Annotated in this window: 17 protein-coding genes, 1 tRNA gene and 1 pseudogene; 8 read left to right on the forward strand and 11 right to left on the reverse strand. The window is 38.6% G+C overall.

The window, feature by feature from the left end; genetic code table 11:
- Positions 1-27 precede the first annotated feature (27 nt).
- Positions 28-879: a PHP domain-containing protein gene (locus MKL38_RS12720; protein ID WP_270903429.1), complete on the forward strand. Its 852-nt coding sequence runs from the start codon at positions 28-30 to the stop codon at positions 877-879.
- Between the two features lie 4 nt (positions 880-883).
- Here the strand turns inward: MKL38_RS12720 and MKL38_RS12725 are convergent, their stop codons facing one another.
- Both MKL38_RS12725 and radC read right to left on the reverse strand, forming a co-directional pair.
- Positions 884-1,795 (reverse strand): bestrophin family protein, encoded by a 912-nt coding sequence (locus MKL38_RS12725; RefSeq protein ID WP_270903430.1) that lies wholly within the window; start codon positions 1,793-1,795, stop codon positions 884-886.
- Between the two features lie 61 nt (positions 1,796-1,856).
- Positions 1,857-2,576, reverse strand: a complete 720-nt coding sequence (radC, locus tag MKL38_RS12730; protein ID WP_198496866.1) for a RadC family protein — start codon at positions 2,574-2,576, stop codon at positions 1,857-1,859.
- 99 nt (positions 2,577-2,675) lie between these two features.
- On the opposite strand from radC, the gene coaBC reads away from it, so the two are divergent.
- Positions 2,676-3,929: a bifunctional phosphopantothenoylcysteine decarboxylase/phosphopantothenate--cysteine ligase CoaBC gene (gene coaBC, locus MKL38_RS12735; protein ID WP_003655128.1), complete on the forward strand. Its 1,254-nt coding sequence runs from the start codon at positions 2,676-2,678 to the stop codon at positions 3,927-3,929.
- 64 nt (positions 3,930-3,993) lie between these two features.
- Here the strand turns inward: coaBC and secF are convergent, their stop codons facing one another.
- The 7 genes from secF to queA all read right to left on the reverse strand — a co-directional run bounded on the left by secF (position 3,994) and on the right by queA (position 11,591).
- A complete protein-coding gene (gene secF / locus MKL38_RS12740) occupies positions 3,994-4,959 on the reverse strand; it encodes a protein translocase subunit SecF (protein WP_017392409.1) in 966 nt (321 codons plus the stop codon).
- Between the two features lie 8 nt (positions 4,960-4,967).
- Positions 4,968-6,869, reverse strand: coding sequence for a protein translocase subunit SecD (secD, locus tag MKL38_RS12745; RefSeq protein WP_127493941.1), 1,902 nt, complete (start codon positions 6,867-6,869; stop codon positions 4,968-4,970).
- Between the two features lie 51 nt (positions 6,870-6,920).
- Positions 6,921-7,250 (reverse strand): preprotein translocase subunit YajC, encoded by a 330-nt coding sequence (gene yajC / locus MKL38_RS12750; protein WP_003655131.1) that lies wholly within the window; start codon positions 7,248-7,250, stop codon positions 6,921-6,923.
- 99 nt (positions 7,251-7,349) lie between these two features.
- Complete coding sequence (tgt, locus tag MKL38_RS12755) at positions 7,350-8,483, reverse strand: tRNA guanosine(34) transglycosylase Tgt (RefSeq protein WP_003655132.1); 1,134 nt, start codon at positions 8,481-8,483, stop codon at positions 7,350-7,352.
- Positions 8,484-8,636: 153 nt separating this feature from the next.
- Entirely contained in the window at positions 8,637-9,206 is a 570-nt protein-coding gene (locus tag MKL38_RS12760) for a LemA family protein (RefSeq protein WP_270903431.1), read from the reverse strand.
- Positions 9,207-9,288: 82 nt separating this feature from the next.
- Positions 9,289-10,317, reverse strand: a complete 1,029-nt coding sequence (locus tag MKL38_RS12765) for a hypothetical protein (RefSeq protein ID WP_270903432.1) — start codon at positions 10,315-10,317, stop codon at positions 9,289-9,291.
- Between the two features lie 236 nt (positions 10,318-10,553).
- On the reverse strand, positions 10,554-11,591 hold the full coding sequence (gene queA / locus MKL38_RS12770; protein WP_270903433.1) for a tRNA preQ1(34) S-adenosylmethionine ribosyltransferase-isomerase QueA: 1,038 nt from the start codon (positions 11,589-11,591) through the stop codon (positions 10,554-10,556).
- Positions 11,592-11,773: 182 nt separating this feature from the next.
- Between queA and MKL38_RS12775 the strand changes: the two genes are divergently transcribed.
- From MKL38_RS12775 to MKL38_RS12785, 3 genes and pseudogenes are all read left to right on the forward strand, one after another.
- Positions 11,774-11,860 (forward strand) — tRNA-Leu (locus MKL38_RS12775).
- Between the two features lie 86 nt (positions 11,861-11,946).
- Positions 11,947-12,096 (forward strand): annotated as a pseudogene (locus tag MKL38_RS12780) (phage portal protein); the annotation flags it as partial.
- 274 nt (positions 12,097-12,370) lie between these two features.
- Positions 12,371-13,474 (forward strand): hypothetical protein, encoded by a 1,104-nt coding sequence (locus MKL38_RS12785; protein WP_270903434.1) that lies wholly within the window; start codon positions 12,371-12,373, stop codon positions 13,472-13,474.
- Between the two features lie 270 nt (positions 13,475-13,744).
- Here the strand turns inward: MKL38_RS12785 and MKL38_RS12790 are convergent, their stop codons facing one another.
- Together MKL38_RS12790 and MKL38_RS12795 are read right to left on the reverse strand one after the other, a co-directional pair.
- A complete protein-coding gene (locus MKL38_RS12790; protein WP_270903435.1) occupies positions 13,745-14,449 on the reverse strand; it encodes a hypothetical protein in 705 nt (234 codons plus the stop codon).
- 15 nt (positions 14,450-14,464) lie between these two features.
- Positions 14,465-15,811: an AAA family ATPase gene (locus tag MKL38_RS12795; protein WP_270903436.1), complete on the reverse strand. Its 1,347-nt coding sequence runs from the start codon at positions 15,809-15,811 to the stop codon at positions 14,465-14,467.
- A gap of 601 nt (positions 15,812-16,412) precedes the next feature.
- Here MKL38_RS12795 and MKL38_RS12800 point away from each other — a divergent pair.
- From MKL38_RS12800 to MKL38_RS12810, 3 genes are all read left to right on the forward strand, one after another.
- Complete coding sequence (locus tag MKL38_RS12800) at positions 16,413-17,684, forward strand: sensor histidine kinase (RefSeq protein ID WP_017389863.1); 1,272 nt, start codon at positions 16,413-16,415, stop codon at positions 17,682-17,684.
- A 67-nt stretch (positions 17,685-17,751) separates the two neighbouring features.
- Positions 17,752-20,502, forward strand: a complete 2,751-nt coding sequence (gene glnE / locus MKL38_RS12805; protein ID WP_270903437.1) for a bifunctional [glutamate--ammonia ligase]-adenylyl-L-tyrosine phosphorylase/[glutamate--ammonia-ligase] adenylyltransferase — start codon at positions 17,752-17,754, stop codon at positions 20,500-20,502.
- 24 nt (positions 20,503-20,526) lie between these two features.
- Entirely contained in the window at positions 20,527-21,453 is a 927-nt protein-coding gene (locus MKL38_RS12810; protein WP_045435575.1) for a branched-chain amino acid transaminase, read from the forward strand.
- Positions 21,454-21,456 lie beyond the last annotated feature (3 nt).

Genomic DNA, 21,456 nt, shown 5'->3' on the forward strand with positions numbered 1-21,456 from the left:
GGTTTGGTGAATGGCATAGTATAAAAGATGCAAGGCATAGATTTACATACACATAGCAATATTTCTGATGGAACTTTGTCTCCGGAATTACTGGTGCAAGCTGCTATAGATGTGAATTTGCATACTTTGGCTTTAACTGACCACGATACAATGGATGGGTTGCAGCGAGCTAGAATTGCTGCACAAGGTCATGATTTAAAAATCATTTCTGGTACAGAGATTTCAAGTCAGTGGTCACGTCCAACAACGAAGAAGAGTTATGGCGTACATATTGTTGCTTTAAACATGCAAAATGAAGCGCCAATTTTAGAAGCATTAGAACAACAAAAAAGAGTACGAGCGCAAAGAGCTAAAGTAATTTGCGATTTATTAGAAAAATGTATTGGTTTTCAGATTTATGAGGATGTTCTTGCCAAAGTAGAAGATCAGGCAGACCGCATCACCAGAACACACATTGCTAAAACACTCGTCGAGAAAAAAGTTGTAACCCGTCCTCAACAAGCATTTGATCGTTTCTTAAAAGAAGGAAGACGTGCTTTTGTAAAGTTTGAAGGATTGGGGTTAAAAGAAACAATTGACATGATTCACGAAAGTAAAGGGTTGGCAGTTTTAGCACATCCGACTCGTTATGATTTATCTGCAACTAACGTTCGATATTTAATTGAATTGTTCGCAACTTCAGGTGGAGATGCAATTGAATTACCTCCACCGATGGAAACTTTATATACTCGCCAGATGATTGATCGGATGATTGAGCAATATCAATTAGCTGTATCGATTGGCAGTGATTTTCATGGTGAAAATATGCCATGGATTAAACTGGGAAATACACCTAAGCCAACGGCTAATCAGCAAGGTGTTTGGGAACGTTTTCTCTAAGACATTACAACAAGTTATTATCTTGAGCTTGAATTGGTGGTGGGGTAGGTTTACCCAAAGTCCCTAAAAGTTCAATTTCGATACTACGAACCATGGCATCTAAAGGTAAATCATTACTTTGAGTACCGAAAGGCTCTTCAATTTCCGAGCTGAGTGCATCAAGTCCTAAGAATGTATATGCCAAAATTCCCACCAGTAAAGGTGTTGCTAACCCAAGCAATGAACCAAGACTGAACGGCAACATAAAACAGAAAAAATAGACAGTGCGATTGAGCAAAACTGAATAGGCAAATGGAATAGGCGTATTGGCGATTCGGTCACAGCCTGTTTGCACAACGCTTAAATCTGCAACATTTTTATTCATCTGTGCATAGATGATGTCTGATATTTCACCTTCTTTAAGCGCTTGTAATAATTCCCAGTGAATGAGGCTAAGTGTGTACTGAGGGGCATTATTTTGCTGATAGAGCTGGTTGAGTGCTTGCTGGCTCATACCGCTGGTTTGTATGAGCTCAGTTGGGTTCGCCGTCTGACGACGTAAACGATCTCGTAACACGTTAGCAAAAACAATTACATGCTGAATCACACGTTCACGGCGGGCCTGAGTCAAAATTCTGCAGTCGCGGTCAAAATGGCGTGAGGTTGCAATTAAAACGCCCCATAATTTTCGGGCTTCCCACCAACGGTCATAACATGCAGTATTTTTAAATCCTAAGAAAATAGAAAGTACGACGCCAATAAGGGTAAAGCCAACCAAAGGAATCTCTGGAAAGCGATAAAGATTGATATATTCTACGCCCCCAATGATTGCCGAAATCAGCATAACGACCCCTAGAGAGGGTAAAATTTTGGGTAAAATTGTCCCTCGCCAAGAGAATAATACTTTGAAAATACTAGGCTGCTCACGAACAATCATTTTGTTTTTAACGTCACTATTTTTGCTTTGATCTTCTAGGCTTAGTGCCCCTTTGTCAATATCATTGAACTGATATTATTGTTGGGTTGAGCAGTTGTTGTTCAGCAAATGAAAAGCTTCCTTCTGGTGAGATAATAAAATGATCCAAGAGGCGTATTTCGACAAGCTGACAGGCATGTTCCAGTTGCTGAGTTAAGGCAATATCTTCAGCAGAAGGCTGTGCTGAACCAAAGGGATGATTGTGTGCAATGACCAGTTGGCAAGCATGTTGTTGTAGGGCGTAGCGTAGGGTTTGATTGACTGAAACCGCACAATGTTGAACTGACCCAAAAAATAACTTTTTAAAATGGAGCTTTCTTAATTCTGGATCTAGACACAGCACTGCAAAGACTTCTTGTTTTTCGCCTTTTAATTCGTAGCGCAAATAATCCAAAACCAAATCAGAAGTGTGAAGGCTGAGATTATTTTTCTGAAAGTGATGATCGAGATAACGCCGCCCGAGCTCTTTAACTGCCAATAATTGTGAATATTTTGTTGCTCCAATTCCATTAAATTGAGTTAACTCACTTAACGATGAATCAAATACTGCATTTAGGCTACCAAAGTGCTGAATGAGTAAACGTGATAGTTCGACTGCTGAATGTTGTCGTGAACCTGATCGAAGAAAAATCGCGAGCAGCTCTGCATCTGATAGACTTTGCGGACCTTGTTGTAATAACCGTTCTCTTGGCCGTTCTTGTTCGGGCCAATTTTTAATAGAAGTATTCATATTCCCCAGCATAATTCGCTTAAAATTTTATTTTGTTTGCCCAATCAATCTTGGGTCTGCGCGTATTTAATGCTATTGTGAGCGCCACTGCAACAGTAAGGTATCCTGTTCGTGAGCTTTGATCTAAGTGTTATTCCTCATAAAAACATTGTTTTAGCTGTCACTGGCGGAATTGCTGCCTATAAAAGTGCCATTTTAGTCCGTCGCCTTAAAGATTATGGCTTTGACGTACGTGTGGTCATGACACATGGTGCTCAAGCATTTATTACCCCACTAACGTTTCAGGCTCTTTCTGGTAATCCCGTTCATACTGAACTTTTAGACCCTGCGGCTGAAGCTGGGATGGGACATATTGAATTAGCACGTTGGGCTGATTTATTACTGGTTGCGCCTGCAAGTTGCGATACTTTGGCAAAATTTGCGCATGGTTTAGCAGATGATTTGCTCAGTACAGTGTTTTTGGCAACAAAATCTCCTGTGTGGGTTGCACCTGCCATGAACCAGCAAATGTGGGCGGCCAAAGCAACACAACGAAATTTACAAACCTTGGTCGAAGATGGCGTGCATGTGATTATGCCAGATGCGGGTGAGCAGGCGTGTGGTGATGTCGGTTTAGGCCGTATGCCAGAGCCAGAAGAAATTGCAAGGCAAGTGGCTGGCTATTTCCATCAGGCTCAACGTGCAATCGCTGAAAAATTTGGGTTGTTGGCTGGAAAGCGAGTTGTGATTACCGCTGGGCCAACGCGTGAAGCGATTGACCCTGTTCGTTATATCTCGAACCACAGTACTGGTAAAATGGGCTTTGCTTTAGCTGCTGCCTGTTACGCTGCTGGTGCACAAGTGACGTTAATTGCTGGACCTGTAAGTTTAGATACACCGAATGGTGTAAAAAGAGTAAATGTTGCCTCAGCACGACAAATGTTAGATATCAGCATGAACTCGTTAGAAACAGGCTGTGATATCTTCATTGCAACTGCCGCAGTCGCGGACTATCGCGTAGCAGAAGTTGCCGAGCATAAAATTAAGAAGGCAGGGGATGAGTTGAATGTTTCCCTTGTGAAAAATCCAGATATTGTGGCAACCATTGCGGGTCAGGAAAAACGTCCATTTATGGTGGGCTTTGCTGCTGAAACACAAAATGTTGAAGAATATGCGGCAGGAAAACTGGTCGCTAAAAAACTAGATATGATTGCATGCAACGATGTGTCACGTGCAGATATTGGTTTTGCTTCTGATGAAAATGCCATGACGGTTTTCTTTGCTGAAAACTATCACATGAAAAAGCGTGAGTTAGAGAAAGCATCTAAACAAGAAATTTCTCAACAGTTAGTTGAAGCAATTTCGGATGCATTGCGCCGTAAATAATATGTTTTAAATAAAAAACCGCGAATTAATCGCGGTTTTTTTTATATGTCTTACTTTAGACAACTTAAGGAATTTCATCTTCAAATTCAGGCTTAACCTGAACGATGAAGTCCTGACGGTTAAGACCACGCCATAAGGCAAAAGCTGTACCGATATAAATTGAAGAGTAAGTACCTACAAAGACACCAACAAACATTGCAACAGCGAACCAGTGTAGACCATCACCACCTAAGAACATCATTGCTAGAACGACAAGCAATAAGGTCATTGATGTATGAATGGTACGACGTAAAGTTTCGGTTAAAGCAATATCGATGATTTCACGAGGAGTCGCACCGCGAATTTTACGGAAATTTTCACGGATACGGTCTGAAACTACAATGTTATCGTTAAGCGAGAAGCCAATAACAGCAAGTACCGCAGCTAAAACCGTAAGGTCAAATGGCCACTGGAATAATGCAAAAGCACCAATAATAATGATGATGTCGTGGAATAAAGACATCACGGCACCCATCGCGAGTTTGAACTCGAAACGGATCGTCACGTAAATCAACATTAAGATAAGTGCAAGTGCAACCGCACCAGCAGAGCGAACATAAAGCTCGTTACCAACTTGACCACCTACAGAGTCCACCTTATGAACTTCTGCGGCATTGTTTGGCAACTGTACAGCCTTAGTAATCGCATTATTAAGGTCTTCAACCTTAACTTCTTGTACAGGCATGCGCACAAGTAAGTCTTTATTACTACCAAGTGTCTGTACTACAGCATCTTTAAAGCCAGCTTTGTCGAGTGCCTGAATAACTTCAGACTGATTTGCTGGTTGAGCGTAGTTAAGCTCAGCTGAAACACCACCTGTAAAGTCCAAACCGAGGTTAAGACCTTTAGTTACAATAAAGAAAATACTTGCTAACGTAATAAGGATCGAGAAGATTGCCGCAGGTTTGGCAATCTTCATGAACGGGATGATTTTTGCATCATCCGGACGTCCATATTGTTTTGAATCTTGTTGAGTCACTTTAGTCATCATCGATCTCCTTAAATGCTCAACTTTTTCAAATTACGGCGTTTACCATAAATGATCTGTACAATTGCGCGAGTCACTGTAATTGCAGTAAACATTGAACAAATAATACCAATCATTAATGTTACGGCGAAACCTTTGATCGGGCCTGTACCAATTGCAAACAGAATGAAAGCAACGAGGAACGTCGTTAAGTTCGAGTCAAAAATGGTGTTGTAGGCTCGATCATAACCGGCCACAATGGCCTGTTTGGGCGATGCACCCCAGAGCATTTCTTCTCGAATACGCTCACATATCAATACGTTCGCATCGACGGCCATACCAATGGTAATAACGATACCCGCAATACCTGGTAAGGTGAGGGAAGCCCCAATCCATGACATAACCGTTAAAATCATTGCCAAGTTAACAACGAGTGCAAAGTTAGCGATTAAACCGAATAGACGGAAGAAAACCACCATCCAGATTGCAACAAGCAAGAAGCCGATTTGAGTTGATAATACGCCCTTATCAATGTTTTCTTGACCAAGGCTTGGACCAACCACACGTTCTTCAACAAAATACATTGGTGCAGCCAAAGCACCTGCACGTAGCATTAATGCAAGTTCTGATGCTTCTTGAGGAGAACTTAAACCGGTAATACGGAAAGTTGAACCTAAAACAGCCTGAACAGTTGCAGCATTAATGACTACAGATTCAGTGTATGGAGTACGAACTTCTGTTTGTGCACCAGTTTTAGGATCTGTGACATAAGTGATTTTTTGCTTATTTTCGATGAACAATACCGCCATGCGTTTACCAACAGCATTACGAGTTGCATCGGACATAAGCTTACCGCCAGCACTGTCGAGAGTAATATTTACTTCGGCACCGCCAGAGTCTTGGCTAAAGCCAGAACTTGCATTTTGAACACGCTCACCCGTCAAGATACGGTTACGTTGCAACAAAAGTTGACGACCGCTATCTAAAGACTCATAAGCAAAAACTTCTGTGCCCGGAGGTAAAGGTTGACCATTATATTTACCTGTATATGGGTCAATATATTGATCATTTGCGTCAGAAACCAAACGGAATTCGAGGTTTGCAGTACGGCCTAAAACACGTTTAGCTTCAGCTGTATCTTGAACACCCGGTAATTCAACGACAATACGGTTGCTACCCTGACTTTGTACCAATGCTTCTGCAACACCAAGTTCGTTAATACGATTACGTAATGTTGTTAAGTTTTGATTCACCGCATATGACTGAATTTCTTGGCGACGTACATCAGTATAAGAAAGCTTTAAAGTAGAACCTGTAGAGCTTGCTAATGCCTGTTGGGTATATTCATTCCCATTACGACGTAAAAAATCCATTGCTGCATCACGGTCAGCATTGTCAGCAAATTGAACAGTGATCACATTATTGGTTAATGCAAGACTATTAAATTTGATCTTGTTTTCACGGAACTGACGACGCAAATCGGTGGCAGAGGTTTCCATACGTTGGGCAACGGCTTTGTCCATATCTACTTCAAGCAAGAAGTGGACACCACCACGTAAGTCCAAACCAAGTTTCATTGGTTTAGCCCCAATCTTTTGCAACCATTCCGGTGTGGTTGGTGCAAGGTTTAGGGCAACAACATATTGATCACCTAAGTCACGGCGTAATACTTCTTTTGCTTTCAACTGCGCTTCAGAAGAGCTGACACGCAATAGGGCAGCATTATTTGTAAAAGTATTATCGTGACTTGCAATATTTGCTGTTTTTAAAATTTGCTCTGCTTTTTGCACCACACTTTGATCAATTTGGGTGCCAGCTTTGGCACCGGAAATTTGAACGGCGGGCTCATCCGGATATAGACTAGGCAGTGCGTATAATGTACTGATTACCAGAACAACCAGAATCAGTAAATATTTCCATGCAGGGTAACGCATTCGCTTTCTTCTTAAATGAAAAAGCCGTGCTAAAGCACGACTGTTTTATGATTAAAGGTTATTTAGAGTGCCTTCAGGTAATACTGAAATTACGCTGGCACGCTGAATTTTTACTTCTACACCACGGCTAAGTTCAACAACTGCATAGTCACCTTCAATTTTGGTCACTTTGCCCATTAAACCACCAGCGAACACAACTTCACTGCCTACACCTAAGCTCTCGATTAAAGAACGGTGTTCTTTAGCACGTTTTGCTTGAGGGCGCCAAATTAAGAAATAAAAGATTGCAACGAATACGACAATCATCAAGATGTTTGGCAAAATACCCGTAGTTGGGCCAGCTGCTGGTGCTGCATGTGCAGCAGAAATTAAAAAGCTCATTTTGATTTCCTTAAAGTTAAAAAATATGAGTCAGATACCTGACATAATCCTAATTCGTTTTGCAATTTACCTTGTCTTGAGGTTGAGCGCAAATCGGGCTTATTCATCGATCGGACATGGTGGAACTTCTAAACCACGGCGGGCATAAAAGTCCTGAACAAATTCGTCAAATGTGCCATTTTCTAATGCATCACGCATACCTTCAGTTAAACGTTGGTAATAACGTAAGTTATGAATGGTACCTAGCATAGACGCTAACATCTCTCCACATTTTTCAAGATGGAATAGATAAGCACGGGTAAAGTTTTTACAAGTGTAGCAATCGCAATGTGGATCGAGTGGGCTCTGGTCATGGCGATATTTACTATTACGAATACGTACCAGACCATCAGTGACAAAATAATGACCGTTTCGCGCATTACGGGTTGGCATTACACAGTCGAACATATCGACACCGCGGCGCACCGCTTCAACGATATCTTCCGGTTTACCAACGCCCATCAAGTAACGCGGTTTATCTTGTGGCATTTTGCTTGGTAGATAATCTAAAACTTTGATCATCTCATCTTTAGGTTCACCTACAGATAAACCACCAATCGCATACCCATCAAATCCGATTTCAAGAAGGCCATTTAAAGACTCATCACGTAAGTCTTCATACATACCACCTTGAATAATGCCAAATAATGCATTCTTATTTTTGAGCTCATCATGATGATGGGTTTTACAACGTTTTGCCCAGCGTAAAGAAAGCTGCAATGATTTTTGTGCTTCTTCATGCGTTGCAGGATAAGGTGTACATTCATCAAAAATCATGACAATGTCAGAGTTCAAAACCTGCTGAATTTCCATAGAAATTTCAGGTGATAAAAATACTTTTGAACCATCAATCGGTGAGCGGAAAGTAACACCTTCCTCTTTGATTTTGCGCATTGCGCCAAGACTAAAAACCTGGAAACCGCCAGAGTCAGTCAAAATTGGCTTATCCCATTTAATAAAGTTATGCAAACCGCCGTGTTCTTTAATCACTTCAAGACCCGGACGCAAATATAAATGGAAGGTATTTCCTAAAATAATTTGTGCCTGAATATCTTCGATATCACGCGGTAACATACCTTTGACTGTGCCGTAAGTCCCCACTGGCATAAAAACAGGTGTTTCAACAACACCATGCTCTAAAGTTAAACGACCACGACGGGCGCGCCCCGACTGACCTAATTTTTCAAACTTCATCTAAAAATCCTGAACACGAGCAGAGGCGAAGAAACAGTTCGCTGCTAAAAAGAGAGCTATTTTCCTTGATTCTGCGATGTAGTTCTACTACTAAATGTAGCTGGCTATAAAATAGATAAAATTTTCGCTAGGTTACAGGCTGTTTTTTTCCTATTAAAAATTAGGTTTATAGTCAAAATTTTCATTAACAAGATTATCCTTAAAAGGACGAATCGCTTTCTTAGATAAAGTTAATGTATTGATGAGATTGTTAGGGAATACTTCAATTTGGTTATTAAATAATTCGACATTACGGTTAAAAATGGTAATAGCCGCACCCACATTTTCGTTTTGTTCCTGAATGTCATCCATCATTTTGCTATAAAGTGAATCGGCTTTAAGCTCAGGGTAGTTTTCAACAACCACATTTAAGCTACGAATCAGTTCTTGGCTCATTTTTTCAATTTGCTGTAGCTGAGAAATATCAGTGTTATTTACATTTAAATTAAGAATTTGCTGACGTAGTTCGGTGACTTTTTCTAATGTCGATTTTTCAAACTGAGTATATTGATTCAGTGTTGTCTCAAGCGCTTCTAAAGTTTTGACTTTTTGACGCTCGAAATTGGTAACCTCTGCCCAAGCACGTTTGGTCGCGTTAAAATAACGTACGATGGTATTACGGATGTGAATGCCCCAGACAATCAGTACAACAAAAATCCCCAGGAAAATAAATAAACCAGTCATGGTCAGTTCCTTATTGTTATTCCCTCAGTTTACTTTTTAACTTCTCATTTTTATGAGTCGACAATTAAGTAATACGAGAGATTTATTTAATTAAGTTCAACATTAATTGCTGAAATTTTTCATATTGCGGCATGGTCATGGTACGTAAGTGCCCACGCAATGCTGAAACATCATGAATTTCACTTTGCTTACTGGTGGTCTGAAAAAGATTTTGCTCACCCAGATAACACAAAATTTGTTCTTCGTGATGATAAATTAAATCACCTGTAAAGTGCTGAAAAAAATCATGTAATTTTAAAGTTAGACTTGGGCTGACTTCTTTGGCTAACTGATGTTGATTAACCCCAAAAATATTAAGTTCTTGGTTAATTAAAATATCACTACTTTGCCATTTACTGCTGTAGGGAGTAAAAAAACGAGAACGCTGATTGCTGACAGCAATACCTAGGGCAGGCATTTCAAATATAAAAGCGCCCCATAGGTCTTTATGAATTTCTTTTATAATTTTTTTATCGCTACTTTGATCTTGAATAATCGGTATTTCATTAACGTAATGATATTGAAACAGCAAGACTTGATGATCGGTTACGCCATCGTTCCATGTGACAGAAGCATATTGGGTAATTTCATTAGATTCAGTCCCTCGGTTAAACAGTGGGAAATACTGTTTTAATTTGCTCAGAACTAAAACTGGCTGCGCATGAATGGGAAGATAGGCTGGCAACTGCTGAAATTGTAAACCATAACGCAATATCACCATGCGCTGTTCTAGATAACGAATGACTTGTGTTAAGGGTTCTTGAGATTGATAGAGTAAATACGCTAAAAAACCCGTTAAAAAGGCACCTAAAAAGCTCCAAATATATTGAATATACGGATGAAGAAAATAGCCAAAGGCCAATATTGTGATGCTGCAAATTGCGAGTAAGTAGGGGAGCACATTAAAAAAGCGAAGGTTGTGATCTTCACGCCATGGATGTAAAGCATCTAAAAGATCTTGGGCTGAATGAGATTTTTGTCCAGCATCCCAAAGTCGAGCAATATTGCGGAAAACCTGTGTATTTTTTTTACGTCTTATATGAAGAGCTTCTTGTACGGTATCGATTGGCATGGAGGTAATGAGTTGATTATGATAGAAAAGTGCTATCTAAGATTATCTTTTAAATTGAAAGAGATAAATACTAAATTCTTTTAAATTAAGAAATTGTCTTCAAAAAATTGATGCTTGAGTTTTATCTATAAATTTCTGCAACACACAGGGTTAAATTCATGATTTTTTATTGTAAATATCTGGGCTGGGTTAAACCTTTTAATTCACCAGTGTGGTTTAACCCAACCTCAATTTTTTTAAACTTCTAATTTATCAATCAGCATTGCATCGCCATAACTAAAGAAACGATAGCGGTTTTTAACTGCATGTTCGTAGGCAGCTAAAATGTTGTCGCGATTTGAAAGAGCTGACACCAACATAAGCAGGGTCGATTCTGGTAAATGGAAGTTGGTAATTAAACGGTCTACGATGCAGAACTGGTAGCCTGGATAGATAAAGATTTGCGTGTCGCCAGTCCAAGCCGCAATTTTACCGCCATGAGCTTGAGCTGCACTTTCCAAAGCACGTGTTGCAGTTGTACCTATGGCAATCACTTTATTTCCGCGTGCTTTAGTCGCCAAAATTAAATCAATTGTTTCTTGAGGAACATCACACCATTCACTGTGCATGATATGGTTGGTAATGTCATCAGTACGAACGGGCATAAATGTGCCGGCACCAACATGTAAAGTCACAAAAGTTTTTTGAACATTTTTTTGTTCTAACTTTGCTAATAGTTCTTCATCAAAATGTAGGCTGGCAGTGGGTGCTGCAACACTGGCAATTTTTTCAGGATTATGAAAAACAGTTTGATAACGTTCGGTGTCGATTTCTTCTGCTTCACGGTTAAAGTAAGGCGGAATAGGTAACTGACCATATTGCTCAAGTACAGGCAAAATTGGCTGTGAAAACTCAACTACAAATAAATTTTCGTGACGACCACGTACAATCACAGGAATGTTATCTGCACCAACAAAAAGCTCAGCACCTGCTTTAGGCGAGTTGCTCGATTTAATATGACAATACGCTGTGGTGTGGTTCAGCATACGTTCAACTAAAATCTCGATAGCACCGCCTGTAGAACGTTTTCCTTTAAGTCGAGCTTTCATGACTTTGGTGTCATTGAGCACTAGCAGATCACCTTCTTCGAACAGATCAATAATGTCTGTGAACATGTGATCGTGATATTGACCCTTTGAGTCTAAGTGCAACAACCGTGAAGCACTACGTGATTCGAGAGGGTAACGGGCAATAAGTTCATCAGGTAATTCAAAGGAAAAGTCAGACAGTTGCATATTTAGAAAAAAACACCGCAAAAATTGCGCCTAGTATAAACTTTTTCGCTTTTTTATGGCTGTGCTTCTGGCTTAAATCATGAAAAATGTTTAAGTGATCTAAAAGTGAACGATAATATTCACTTAGGGTTTGACAAGTTTTACAAACGCGTTAATATACGCAACACAAACATACTTCCTCTCCCGAGGTGGTGAAATTGGTAGACGCGGCGGACTCAAAATCCGCTGTCAGAGATGACGTGTCGGTTCGAGTCCGACCCTCGGGACCATATTCAGAATCGTAAGATTCTACAAAAACCCCTAAGCTAACGGCTTAGGGGTTTTTTGTTGGGCTAGTTTTTAATTTTCTAAAAGCTTTCGTTCAATTAAAGATGCAAGAGAAGCCTATTGGTTTAATGAAATTGTTCCAGAGCAGAACCGTATTGCAAATAGCGTTAACGAATGGGTAGGGGATAGAATATTAGGATTCAAATCCTTTGGAGAAGTAAATCCAGAATCTAAATAAATAATCGAAATAGCAAAGGAATGCTATTTAAAATAGGGATTTGATAACAGTATATGTAAATATTATTTAATAATTAGATTCAGTTTCAAGTTTATTTGCATTAATCAATTTAATTGATTACCCCCATTTTTTTTAATGACTATAAAAAATTAGTTAAAATAAAAGATTAAGAGAATAATAATTTAAGGGTTACTTAAGTGAATAAGGAACCTCAAGTCATAAATAAGATTCAGAAAAAAATTTAATGGAATAAAAGCATAAGGTGAGGGGCGATATGAAAATTCTAGGAAACGTAATTGTGATTGCTATTACATCGTTAACTTTAAGTGGATGTATAGCTAATATGAATAGTGTCAGGCATAAGTTTAAAATAAGCGATGAGAAGAGCCAATTAATTGATGTTAAACAAAGAGGTATATTCATATCTTCGACGGAAGAAAAGATTGAGGAGGGTACAGGAGATAAAAAAATTACAAGAACAATAAGGCACCCAATTGTTTGTGCAGAACCAAGTCCAGATGCCATGTCTGCATATGCCGCCGAAATGGCAGCAAAAGGTGGGTCTGAAGGTAAGGCATATGGTGAATTATCCGCTGCAATGCAGGAAAGTGCATCATTTGTGGGAATGCGTACTGCATCAATCCAAGCATTAAGGGATTATGGATATCGTATTTGTGAAGCCTATATGTCAGGAGCAATTAATGAAGTTCAATATGAATCACTTTTGAGACGGTATCAAAAAAATCTAGTTGTATTATTTACTATAGAACAACTTAATGGGGTCAATCGTGTTCCAACAATTGCTTTGATTTCGCAAGGTGCTGTAGGCGAGGGAGGGATAATACAAAATTTAGAAACACAAAAGGAAAAACTGAAAGATGAAAATGATCAATTAACCGCTAGTGAAACAGGAAAAACTGAAGAAGAGAAAAAAAGTATAAAAACTGAAATTAAAGCTAACACAGATCAAATTGCAAAATTTGAAACTACTTTAGAAACCTTAAAAAATCAGGGAATGAGTAGTACAGCGAGTGTAATCACAATCCCCACAACTACCCCTACAGCTAAAGATATCAGTGAGGTTACCAAAAGCATTTATTTACTAGCAAACAGTATTATACGTTCAGATGAGTTGGGAAGTTTATGTTTATCACTACTACAAAAAAGGTTTATGGATAGTAATTTAAATGATGACCAAAAAAGTTTAAGTGATATATGTATGACATATTTAAGAGATGTTACTTATAAGGAGGTGCCATTTTTGCCTCAAGATACTGAAAATGCACAAACACCATCTAATATTGGGAGCAGGGTCGCAGAAATACCTGTCTGGGAGCTAAAGAAGAAAGGGCTAATTAATATTCGAAATCAACAATAATATATGTGTGTAAAGAGAGCTTAACGCTCTCTTTTCTATTAAGTAGATGCAGCCAGCTGATTTATAAAATTTTGAAGCTTTTTGATTGAGCTACTTGGTATAACTCCCGAAAAACCCCTAATAGTTAATACTGTCAATAAATGGGCAAGGGATGAAATATTAGGATTCAAATCTTTTGGAGAAGTGAATGCACTTTCGAACTAAACATTCGATATAACAATAGAATGTGAGCACTACAAATGAAAAAGAGAGTTTTAAACTCTCTTGCTTTTAAGCTGAAATTGTCGCTAACTGTTCAACAAAAATCTTAAAGCTTTCTGATTTATTGGATATTTGCGGATGATTTCTTACATCTTTAAAATCTAGACTATGTTGAATATAGTCTTTAGCATTTTTATTAATAGTCTTTCCCACACTACTAAGGTATCTAGTTAAAGCATTTTCACAGCCAGTAATTTTACAACGTCTTGGTCGTGTATCGTGATAAGCAAGTAACCAACATTCTAAGCTATGGACAGAGATAGCAAAAATAATTTTATCAATATAACTAATACTAATTTTACGATTTCTAAGATTTTGGTAATGAATAAACCTTTTTGCTTTCTTTTTATTAAATGGGATACCTGCAGAATCAATCCATTCTAATAGTTTCTGCTTTACTGCGTCATAGAATAAATTGTGATCATTATTCGCTAAGCTTATTGGAGAAACATTAAAATTTCTATGTTCGCAAACATCTGTATCAATTTGAATAACTACGTAGTCCATATTTTCTAGTAATATTAAAAAATCTTCTGATTTTAGATATTCACTGACTTTTTCCCATCCTCCCCAGGCATCTGACGCTATTTGAGTTTGTTGGGCATTTAATGGTGGCTGTATATCCCGAATTTGTATAGGATCTAAATAAGCTTGTATTGTATGTTTTAAAACATGAAAGTCTGTAGGACCTTCGCAAATAACCCCTAATTTCATTTTATTTCATATCTCTTAGAAATTGGTTGGCAAACCGCCTAAAAAGCCACGCATAAAACTCTCAGATAATTTAATTGATTGACCTGAGCGGGTAGGCTTAGGTAAATCATCTACACCAACACGTCTAAGTTGAGTTGCCCCTTCATCATCTCTCTCAACTACAAACAATCTTTGTTCATTATCATGTAGATCTAAGCCATCTAGAATTGCAGGATTGTGTGTAGTAACAAATGCTTGCTTACCATTTTCCTTGGCTAAACTAATTAATTCTTTTATTAGTACCCGGCATAATTTTGGATTTAATGACGCATCAATGTTATCTACAGCAAAACTTTGAGGCGTAAATTTAGAAGTAAATAAGGCTGCATAAAAAAGCACAAACAAGAAACCTTCATTAGCACTACGATGATCAATTTCTCTTCCCATAAAACGATCAATAATTTTGATACGCTGTTCAGTATTTTTAATATCGTTATCGATAATAATTTTTTCTACCCACTGAAACATTTCTACTGTTTCGCAAACCTTTTTAAAGTTTTCAGGTTCATGTTCTTGCATAACTTGAAGAAGTTTGAGCAAGCCTTCTCCATTTACACCTAATGGTTCTATTTGGGAGTCGCTAGAAAAAACTCTTAAAGAGGATAGCTCAGGCGAGAAAATGATAAAATTTTTAATATTTTTATGTTCTTTGTTAATTTCATTATAATTTTCAGTAATTTTCATAATTTTATTAAGAGCTTGTACTGAAACATTAATACGACTTACCTCATCACGAAATTTTTTATATTCCATAATTTCATTTTTGAATTCTTTGGAGGGAGTTATATCTTTTTCTTTTTTTAAAGAATTTAATTTATCTAATTCTTCAGTAATTAGATCTAATTTTTGGGAAAAGTTTTCAAATGACCCATACTTTTTCCATAAATCTTCATATTTTTCAGCGAGTAAATTAATTGTTAAGTCTTTTAGATCAAAAGTTTCAAAATCTATCTCATCTTCATCATTAAATTTAGGCGAGAACAATTGAATTTCATGTTGTAATGGCGCAAAGGGTTCGTCAGAACTTTTAATAGTAACCCTACAACCGAAGGTATTTGTATCAGTTATACCTATAACAGCTTTTTTGGCTTCTTTATTGCTAAAGCAGGAGAATAGGTTTTGTGATTCTGTTACTCGAATACCTCGGGAGAGCATAAATTCATTTGTAAAACTATTTTCAATAATTGCTGAATAAGAAGCTAACGCTTCTAAAATATTACTTTTACCTGCACCATTTTCGCCTATTAAAATATTGAAAGTACCAACACGAACTTGTATTTCTTTAATGGATTTATAGTTTTTTGCATAAATGGAGTATAACATTTTAAATATTAGCCTATTTAAATCAGTTCACTAAAGATTCTTGACGTAAAGTTATGTTATCAAAATTCTTCATCAATGTGAGATTCTCTCAAATATACACCATCGACTAGCAATAGTATCTAAGCTACTCAAATTTACCACCCACATGGTGGGCGAGGTGGGTCGCTCGTTTAGAAAAAATATGGTAGACAACCGCTGCTAAAGCAGTATTTTCATCTGAAGGCTCGTTATGCCTTTTTATAAAAGAAATCGTGTAAGACGTCCGTTTCACTATATGTATCAGCGATACACCAAGCGTATTCATTCGGACTTTCTAAATTTTATTCAAATAATGCTTTTTTACCATCTTTTTACGAGTATTCTGAACTCGCATTTCTACCATCTTACAACTCTCCACCTTCAAACATTTGTTGTATTTTCCTAAAAACTGCCCACTTTATGTATCTAAAAACCTTTAATTGAAACTTCACATTTCTATTTTGAAAAGAAAGTTGCTCTTTTAATGTACTGTGTTAAAGTTTGTAGTAGATCATAATGATTATAAGTACATTTCTTTTAAGAGCGGTTCCGACCAAAAACGACAAAATCTGTGAGGCGGGCAATGACATTCCAACATTTAGAACTAAACCAGATTGAGCAGTTAAGTGCTTGTAGAATATCGCTTTTGCTTGGATTAAATGCCGAGCAGAACTATATCGAGCAATTTTTCCGGTTTAGTCTTCGTCTTTTGAAGTGTAAAAAAGCCTTATTGACTTTTAATCAAGAACCTTACTTTTGGCATCGTTGCCCAGATGGTATGACCGCCATTTCGTTTAAACCTTCAAAACATTTAAAACAGTGCTTTGCTAAACAACAGGTGATTAATCACTTACATCCTTCCTATCAAAATTTAACCAACTATTTAAAAGAATTAAATATTGAGTGTAGTAGGGCGTTAGCCGTACATCTTCTACACCCTGATAAAACCTCTATGGGTTTCGCCGTTTTTTTTGATGACGATGCAGCAACATTTGAAGATGAAGACATTCAGTTATTGCTCGATTACTGTTCTACTTTTATGCAACAGGTGGAATTGAAGTTTAACTATGAAGAGTTAAATGAACTCTATGAGCAACAAGTCGCGATTAACTCAAGTAAAACAAAATTCTTTTCAATCATTTCACATGATCTTCGAGCACCATTTCATGGTCTGCTAGGTTTTTCAGAAGTACTTGCCAAAGAGCGTGAAACTTTAGATGAATCGAGCATTCAAAACATTGCAGACTATCTATATGACACTTCTCAATCGACCTATAACTTGCTCGAAAGCCTACTGACATGGGCGATGGCTGAGGGTGGGCGTTTTGTTTATCACCCGATTAACTTTAATCTTAGACAAGTCAGTAATATCGTTTTTGATGTTTTATATACCTTAGCTTTAAAGAAAAATATTGAATTGGTGAATGCTGTACCAGAAGATTTAAAAATCTATGCTGATATCAATATGATGACCTCAGTGATTCAAAACTTGGTGTCAAACGCGCTGAAATTTACAGATGTTGATGGTTCGGGCAAAGTCTTTATTGAAGCCAAACAAACTGGCGAAAATATTGAAATAACAGTGCGAGACACAGGTCTCGGTATGACCAAGCAACAAATGGCGAATTTGTTCCATCCACGTATTACTGCCAGCTTCAAAGGTACCGCAGGTGAAAAAGGCGCGGGTTTAGGTCTGAGCTTGTGTAAACGTTTTGTCGAGATTAATCAGGGGAAAATTAATGTCAGTTCCAAAGAGGGTGTTGGAACTACATTTAAAGTTTTATTACCTTCGGCTCAAGACAGTCATGATCCTCATATCGAATATCAATCATCATCGGAAGCAAAATTAGTCTAATCCCTTTTCCTACCACTACTCGAGCTGATATAACTAAAAAGAGAGTACGAGGAAAAGAGCTTTTTATATGAATGCGGAGCAGTTACAAAAAACATTGCGTGCTAGTCAGTATGCAGAACAAGTTTTAGGCCTGCATCAGGCTGTTTTAGAACAAGATTATCAAATAGATCAATTTACTGCACCGCTCTCAACTGATCAAATTTACCAATTTGTACAAACCACATTAGATGGAATTGGTGATGAAACATCTTGGATGCGCGCACTTCGTATTTTGCGTGGTCGTTTAATGTTTCGCTGGATCTGGCAAGATGCCAATCAGCTTACCGATGTTGTGACACTTACTCGTGAACTTTCTGATTTTGCCGATGCCAGCATTTGTGCGGCAAAGGCTTTTGCACGTGTAGCACTCGTAGCGAAACACGGTGAACCTGTGGGTTACTCTGGCAAAGTTCAAGATTTGATTGTAGTTGCCATGGGTAAGCTCGGTGCACAAGAGCTTAATCTCTCGAGCGATATTGATCTAATTTTTGCCTTTGATGAACAAGGCGAAACCAATGGTCGTAAATGCATTGATGTACAGCAGTTTTGTATTTTATGGGGACAAAAACTCATTTATTTGCTTGAGCACATTACCGCAGATGGTTTTGTGTTTCGAGTAGACATGCGCTTGCGTCCTTGGGGGGATGGCTCGGCATTGGCGATTAGTCATGCAGCTTTGGAAAAATATTTAAGTCAGCATGGTCGTGAATGGGAGCGCTATGCATGGATCAAGGCACGTGTTGTAACTGGAGATAAAGAAGGGCAAGACTTGTTAGAAATGACACGTCCTTTTGTTTTCCGCCGCTATGTCGATTACACCGCCTTTGCTGCTATGCGCGATATGAAAGCGATGATTGAGCGAGAAGTTCTACGCCGTCATATCGAGGATGATATTAAACTTGGGGCGGGTGGCATTCGTGAAATTGAATTTATTGTTCAGGTGTTCCAGCTTATTTATGGCGGGTCTAAGCGTGAGTTACAAGATCGCCAATGTTTAGTTAGCCTTGAGCACATTGGCGAAGCTGGTTTGTTAGAAAAACAAGCCGTTTTAGAATTAGAAGATGCCTATCTGTTTTTACGCCGTGTTGAACATGCAATTCAAGCGCTCAATGACCAACAAACTCAGCTATTGCCAGAAGAAATTGACCTAAGACAACGCATTATAGATACCTTGGGCTTTGCGAGCTGGAATGAATTTATTGATGTTCTCAATGAGAAACGCCAGAAAGTAAAAGTTCAATTTAAGCAATTGATTGAAGATACAAGTTCAAATGCAGCGACTGAAAACTTTGGGCAGTTAGAGCAGCAATTAGATGAAGTGTTGGATGACAATGCGAAAAATCTGATTCATGAGTTTTGGCACGGTCATGCACTTAAAAAACTACCTTCAAATGCAGTCCAGCGTTTAAAAACATTCTGGCCTCATTTAATTGAAGTGATCTTACAGTCTGAACAACCTCAAACTGCACTTTTGCGCTTAATGCCGCTGATTGAATCAGTCATGCGCCGAACCGTGTACTTAGTGATGTTGATTGAAAGTAAAGGAGCATTACAACGCTTAGTTAAAATGGCGACCGTAAGTCCATGGATTTGTGAAGAGCTAACGCAATATCCAGTACTGCTTGATGAATTTTTATCGATGGATTTCGAGTTGCCAAAACGCAAGGACTTAGAAGACTCATTGCGTCAGCAGTTACTTCGCATTGAAATTGATCAGGTTGAAGACCAAATGCGAGCGCTTCGCCTGTTTAAAAAGAGCAATGTACTCACTGTCGCTGCAAGCGATGTGTTAGCTGAAAGCCCACTAATGAAAGTATCCGATGCGTTAACTGATATTGCTGAAGTGAGTGTAAACGCAACCCTCCATTTAGCTTATCAGACTGTAGCAAAGCGTCATGGTTATCCATGTGATGTCGATGGAAAACGTTGCTCTCTCGACTACAAAGCCTTTGCTGTCATTGGTTATGGCAAGGTAGGTGGAATTGAGCTGGGTTATGGCTCTGATTTAGATCTTGTCTTTATTCACTATCTGGATGAACAAGCCGATACGGATGGAACGAAGTCTATTAGTGGCTTTGAGTTTGCGATGCGTGTTGCTCAAAAGTTTATGTCACTCATGACCACTCAAACGCTTGATGGCCGTGTCTATGAAATTGATACACGATTAAGACCATCAGGTGAAGCAGGTTTATTGGTGACGAGTCTTAAGGCCTACGAACACTATCAGTTGAAAAGTGCATGGCTTTGGGAGCATCAGGCATTAGTTCGAGCACGTTCTATTGCTGGCGATGAGGTGCTTTGCCAGAAATTTGAAATATTTCGCCGCGAGATATTGACTCAATCTAGAGATGAGGCTTATGTTCGTGAAGAAGTGTTGAAAATGCGTCAGAAAATGAAAGACCACCTAGGTTCGTCTTCTGAACAAAAAAAACATGGTATTTTTCATTTAAAACAGGACGCAGGTGGTATCGTCGATATCGAATTTATGGCACAGTATGCTGTACTTGCATGGAGCGGGACGAAACCCGATCTCGCCCATTATTCTGATAATGTAAGAATATTAGAAGATGCTGCTAAAGCAGACTGCTTATCCAGTGAAGATGCCACAGCATTAATTCGAGCCTATCTTAGTGAACGTGCCGAAAGCCACCGTTTAGCCCTTGCAAATCAATCCATGCAAGTAAGCGCAGCGGACTGGCGTAGTACCCGTGCGGTCGTTTGCAATTTATGGCAAAGATTAATAGACCCAACCGCCTCGGTTGAGTTGGATAGTGAATGATTTTATAACAATTTGGAGTGTTCCATGAATTTGGCTGATCGTGATGGTTTTATTTGGCAAGATGGAAAATTAATTGATTGGCGTGATGCAAAGATTCACGTTTTAACCCATACATTACACTACAGTATGGGCGTATTTGAGGGTGTTCGTGCTTATGAAACGCCTAAAGGTACTGCTATTTTCCGTCTTCAAGACCACACAAAACGTTTGTTAAATTCAGCAAAAATTTATCAAATGAAAGTGCCGTATGATCAAGCCACGCTTGAACAAGCACAAATCGATGTTGTTCGTGAAAATAAATTAGCTTCTTGCTATTTACGTCCATTAATCTGGATCGGTTCAGAAAAACTTGGTATTGCAGCAACAAATAACACGATTCATGCCGCAGTTGCAGCATGGGCGTGGGGCGCATACCTTGGTGATGAAGCAATGGCGAATGGTATTCGTGTTAAAACTTCATCATTTACTCACCATCATCCAAACGTGACGATGTGTAAAGCAAAAGCATCTGGTAACTACACGTTGTCAATTCTTGCTCATCAAGAAGTTGCACATTCTGGTTACGATGAAGCTATGTTAATGGACCCACAAGGCTATGTATGCCAAGGTTCTGGTGAAAACGTATTCTTAATTAAAGATGGCGTTTTACACACTCCAGATATCGCTGGTGGTGCACTTGATGGTATTACACGTCAAACAGTAATGACAATTGCGAGAGATCTTGGTTATCAAGTTGTTGAGCGTCGTATTACACGTGATGAATTCTACATTGCAGATGAAGCATTCTTCACTGGTACTGCTGCGGAAGTAACGCCAATTCGTGAATACGATGACCGTCCAATCGGTACAGGTGGCCGTGGCCCAATTACTACTGAAATTCAAAAGACTTACTTTGATGCAGTTCAAGGTAGAAATCCGAAATATGAACACTGGTTAACTTACGTAAAATAAGTT

It is taken from the genome of Acinetobacter sp. AOR14_HL, from assembly GCF_027855175.1.
Classification (GTDB): domain Bacteria; phylum Pseudomonadota; class Gammaproteobacteria; order Pseudomonadales; family Moraxellaceae; genus Acinetobacter; species Acinetobacter calcoaceticus.

What these genes read in the sequence shown, in the direction of transcription:
- MKL38_RS12795 (WP_270903436.1), bottom strand. Translation starts at nt 15,811, where the DNA reads ATGTTATACTCCATTTATGCAAAAAACTATAAATCCATTAAAGAAATA.
- MKL38_RS12760 (WP_270903431.1), bottom strand. Translation starts at nt 9,206, where the DNA reads ATGACTGGTTTATTTATTTTCCTGGGGATTTTTGTTGTACTGATTGTC.
- secF (WP_017392409.1), bottom strand. Translation starts at nt 4,959, where the DNA reads ATGATGACTAAAGTGACTCAACAAGATTCAAAACAATATGGACGTCCG.
- MKL38_RS12810 (WP_045435575.1), top strand. Translation starts at nt 20,527, where the DNA reads ATGAATTTGGCTGATCGTGATGGTTTTATTTGGCAAGATGGAAAATTA.
- tgt (WP_003655132.1), bottom strand. Translation starts at nt 8,483, where the DNA reads ATGAAGTTTGAAAAATTAGGTCAGTCGGGGCGCGCCCGTCGTGGTCGT.
- MKL38_RS12720 (WP_270903429.1), top strand. Translation starts at nt 28, where the DNA reads ATGCAAGGCATAGATTTACATACACATAGCAATATTTCTGATGGAACT.
- MKL38_RS12765 (WP_270903432.1), bottom strand. Translation starts at nt 10,317, where the DNA reads ATGCCAATCGATACCGTACAAGAAGCTCTTCATATAAGACGTAAAAAA.
- radC (WP_198496866.1), bottom strand. Translation starts at nt 2,576, where the DNA reads ATGCTGGGGAATATGAATACTTCTATTAAAAATTGGCCCGAACAAGAA.
- MKL38_RS12790 (WP_270903435.1), bottom strand. Translation starts at nt 14,449, where the DNA reads ATGAAATTAGGGGTTATTTGCGAAGGTCCTACAGACTTTCATGTTTTA.
- MKL38_RS12800 (WP_017389863.1), top strand. Translation starts at nt 16,413, where the DNA reads ATGACATTCCAACATTTAGAACTAAACCAGATTGAGCAGTTAAGTGCT.
- queA (WP_270903433.1), bottom strand. Translation starts at nt 11,591, where the DNA reads ATGCAACTGTCTGACTTTTCCTTTGAATTACCTGATGAACTTATTGCC.
- yajC (WP_003655131.1), bottom strand. Translation starts at nt 7,250, where the DNA reads ATGAGCTTTTTAATTTCTGCTGCACATGCAGCACCAGCAGCTGGCCCA.
- MKL38_RS12725 (WP_270903430.1), bottom strand. Translation starts at nt 1,795, where the DNA reads ATGATTGTTCGTGAGCAGCCTAGTATTTTCAAAGTATTATTCTCTTGG.
- MKL38_RS12785 (WP_270903434.1), top strand. Translation starts at nt 12,371, where the DNA reads ATGAAAATTCTAGGAAACGTAATTGTGATTGCTATTACATCGTTAACT.
- glnE (WP_270903437.1), top strand. Translation starts at nt 17,752, where the DNA reads ATGAATGCGGAGCAGTTACAAAAAACATTGCGTGCTAGTCAGTATGCA.
- secD (WP_127493941.1), bottom strand. Translation starts at nt 6,869, where the DNA reads ATGCGTTACCCTGCATGGAAATATTTACTGATTCTGGTTGTTCTGGTA.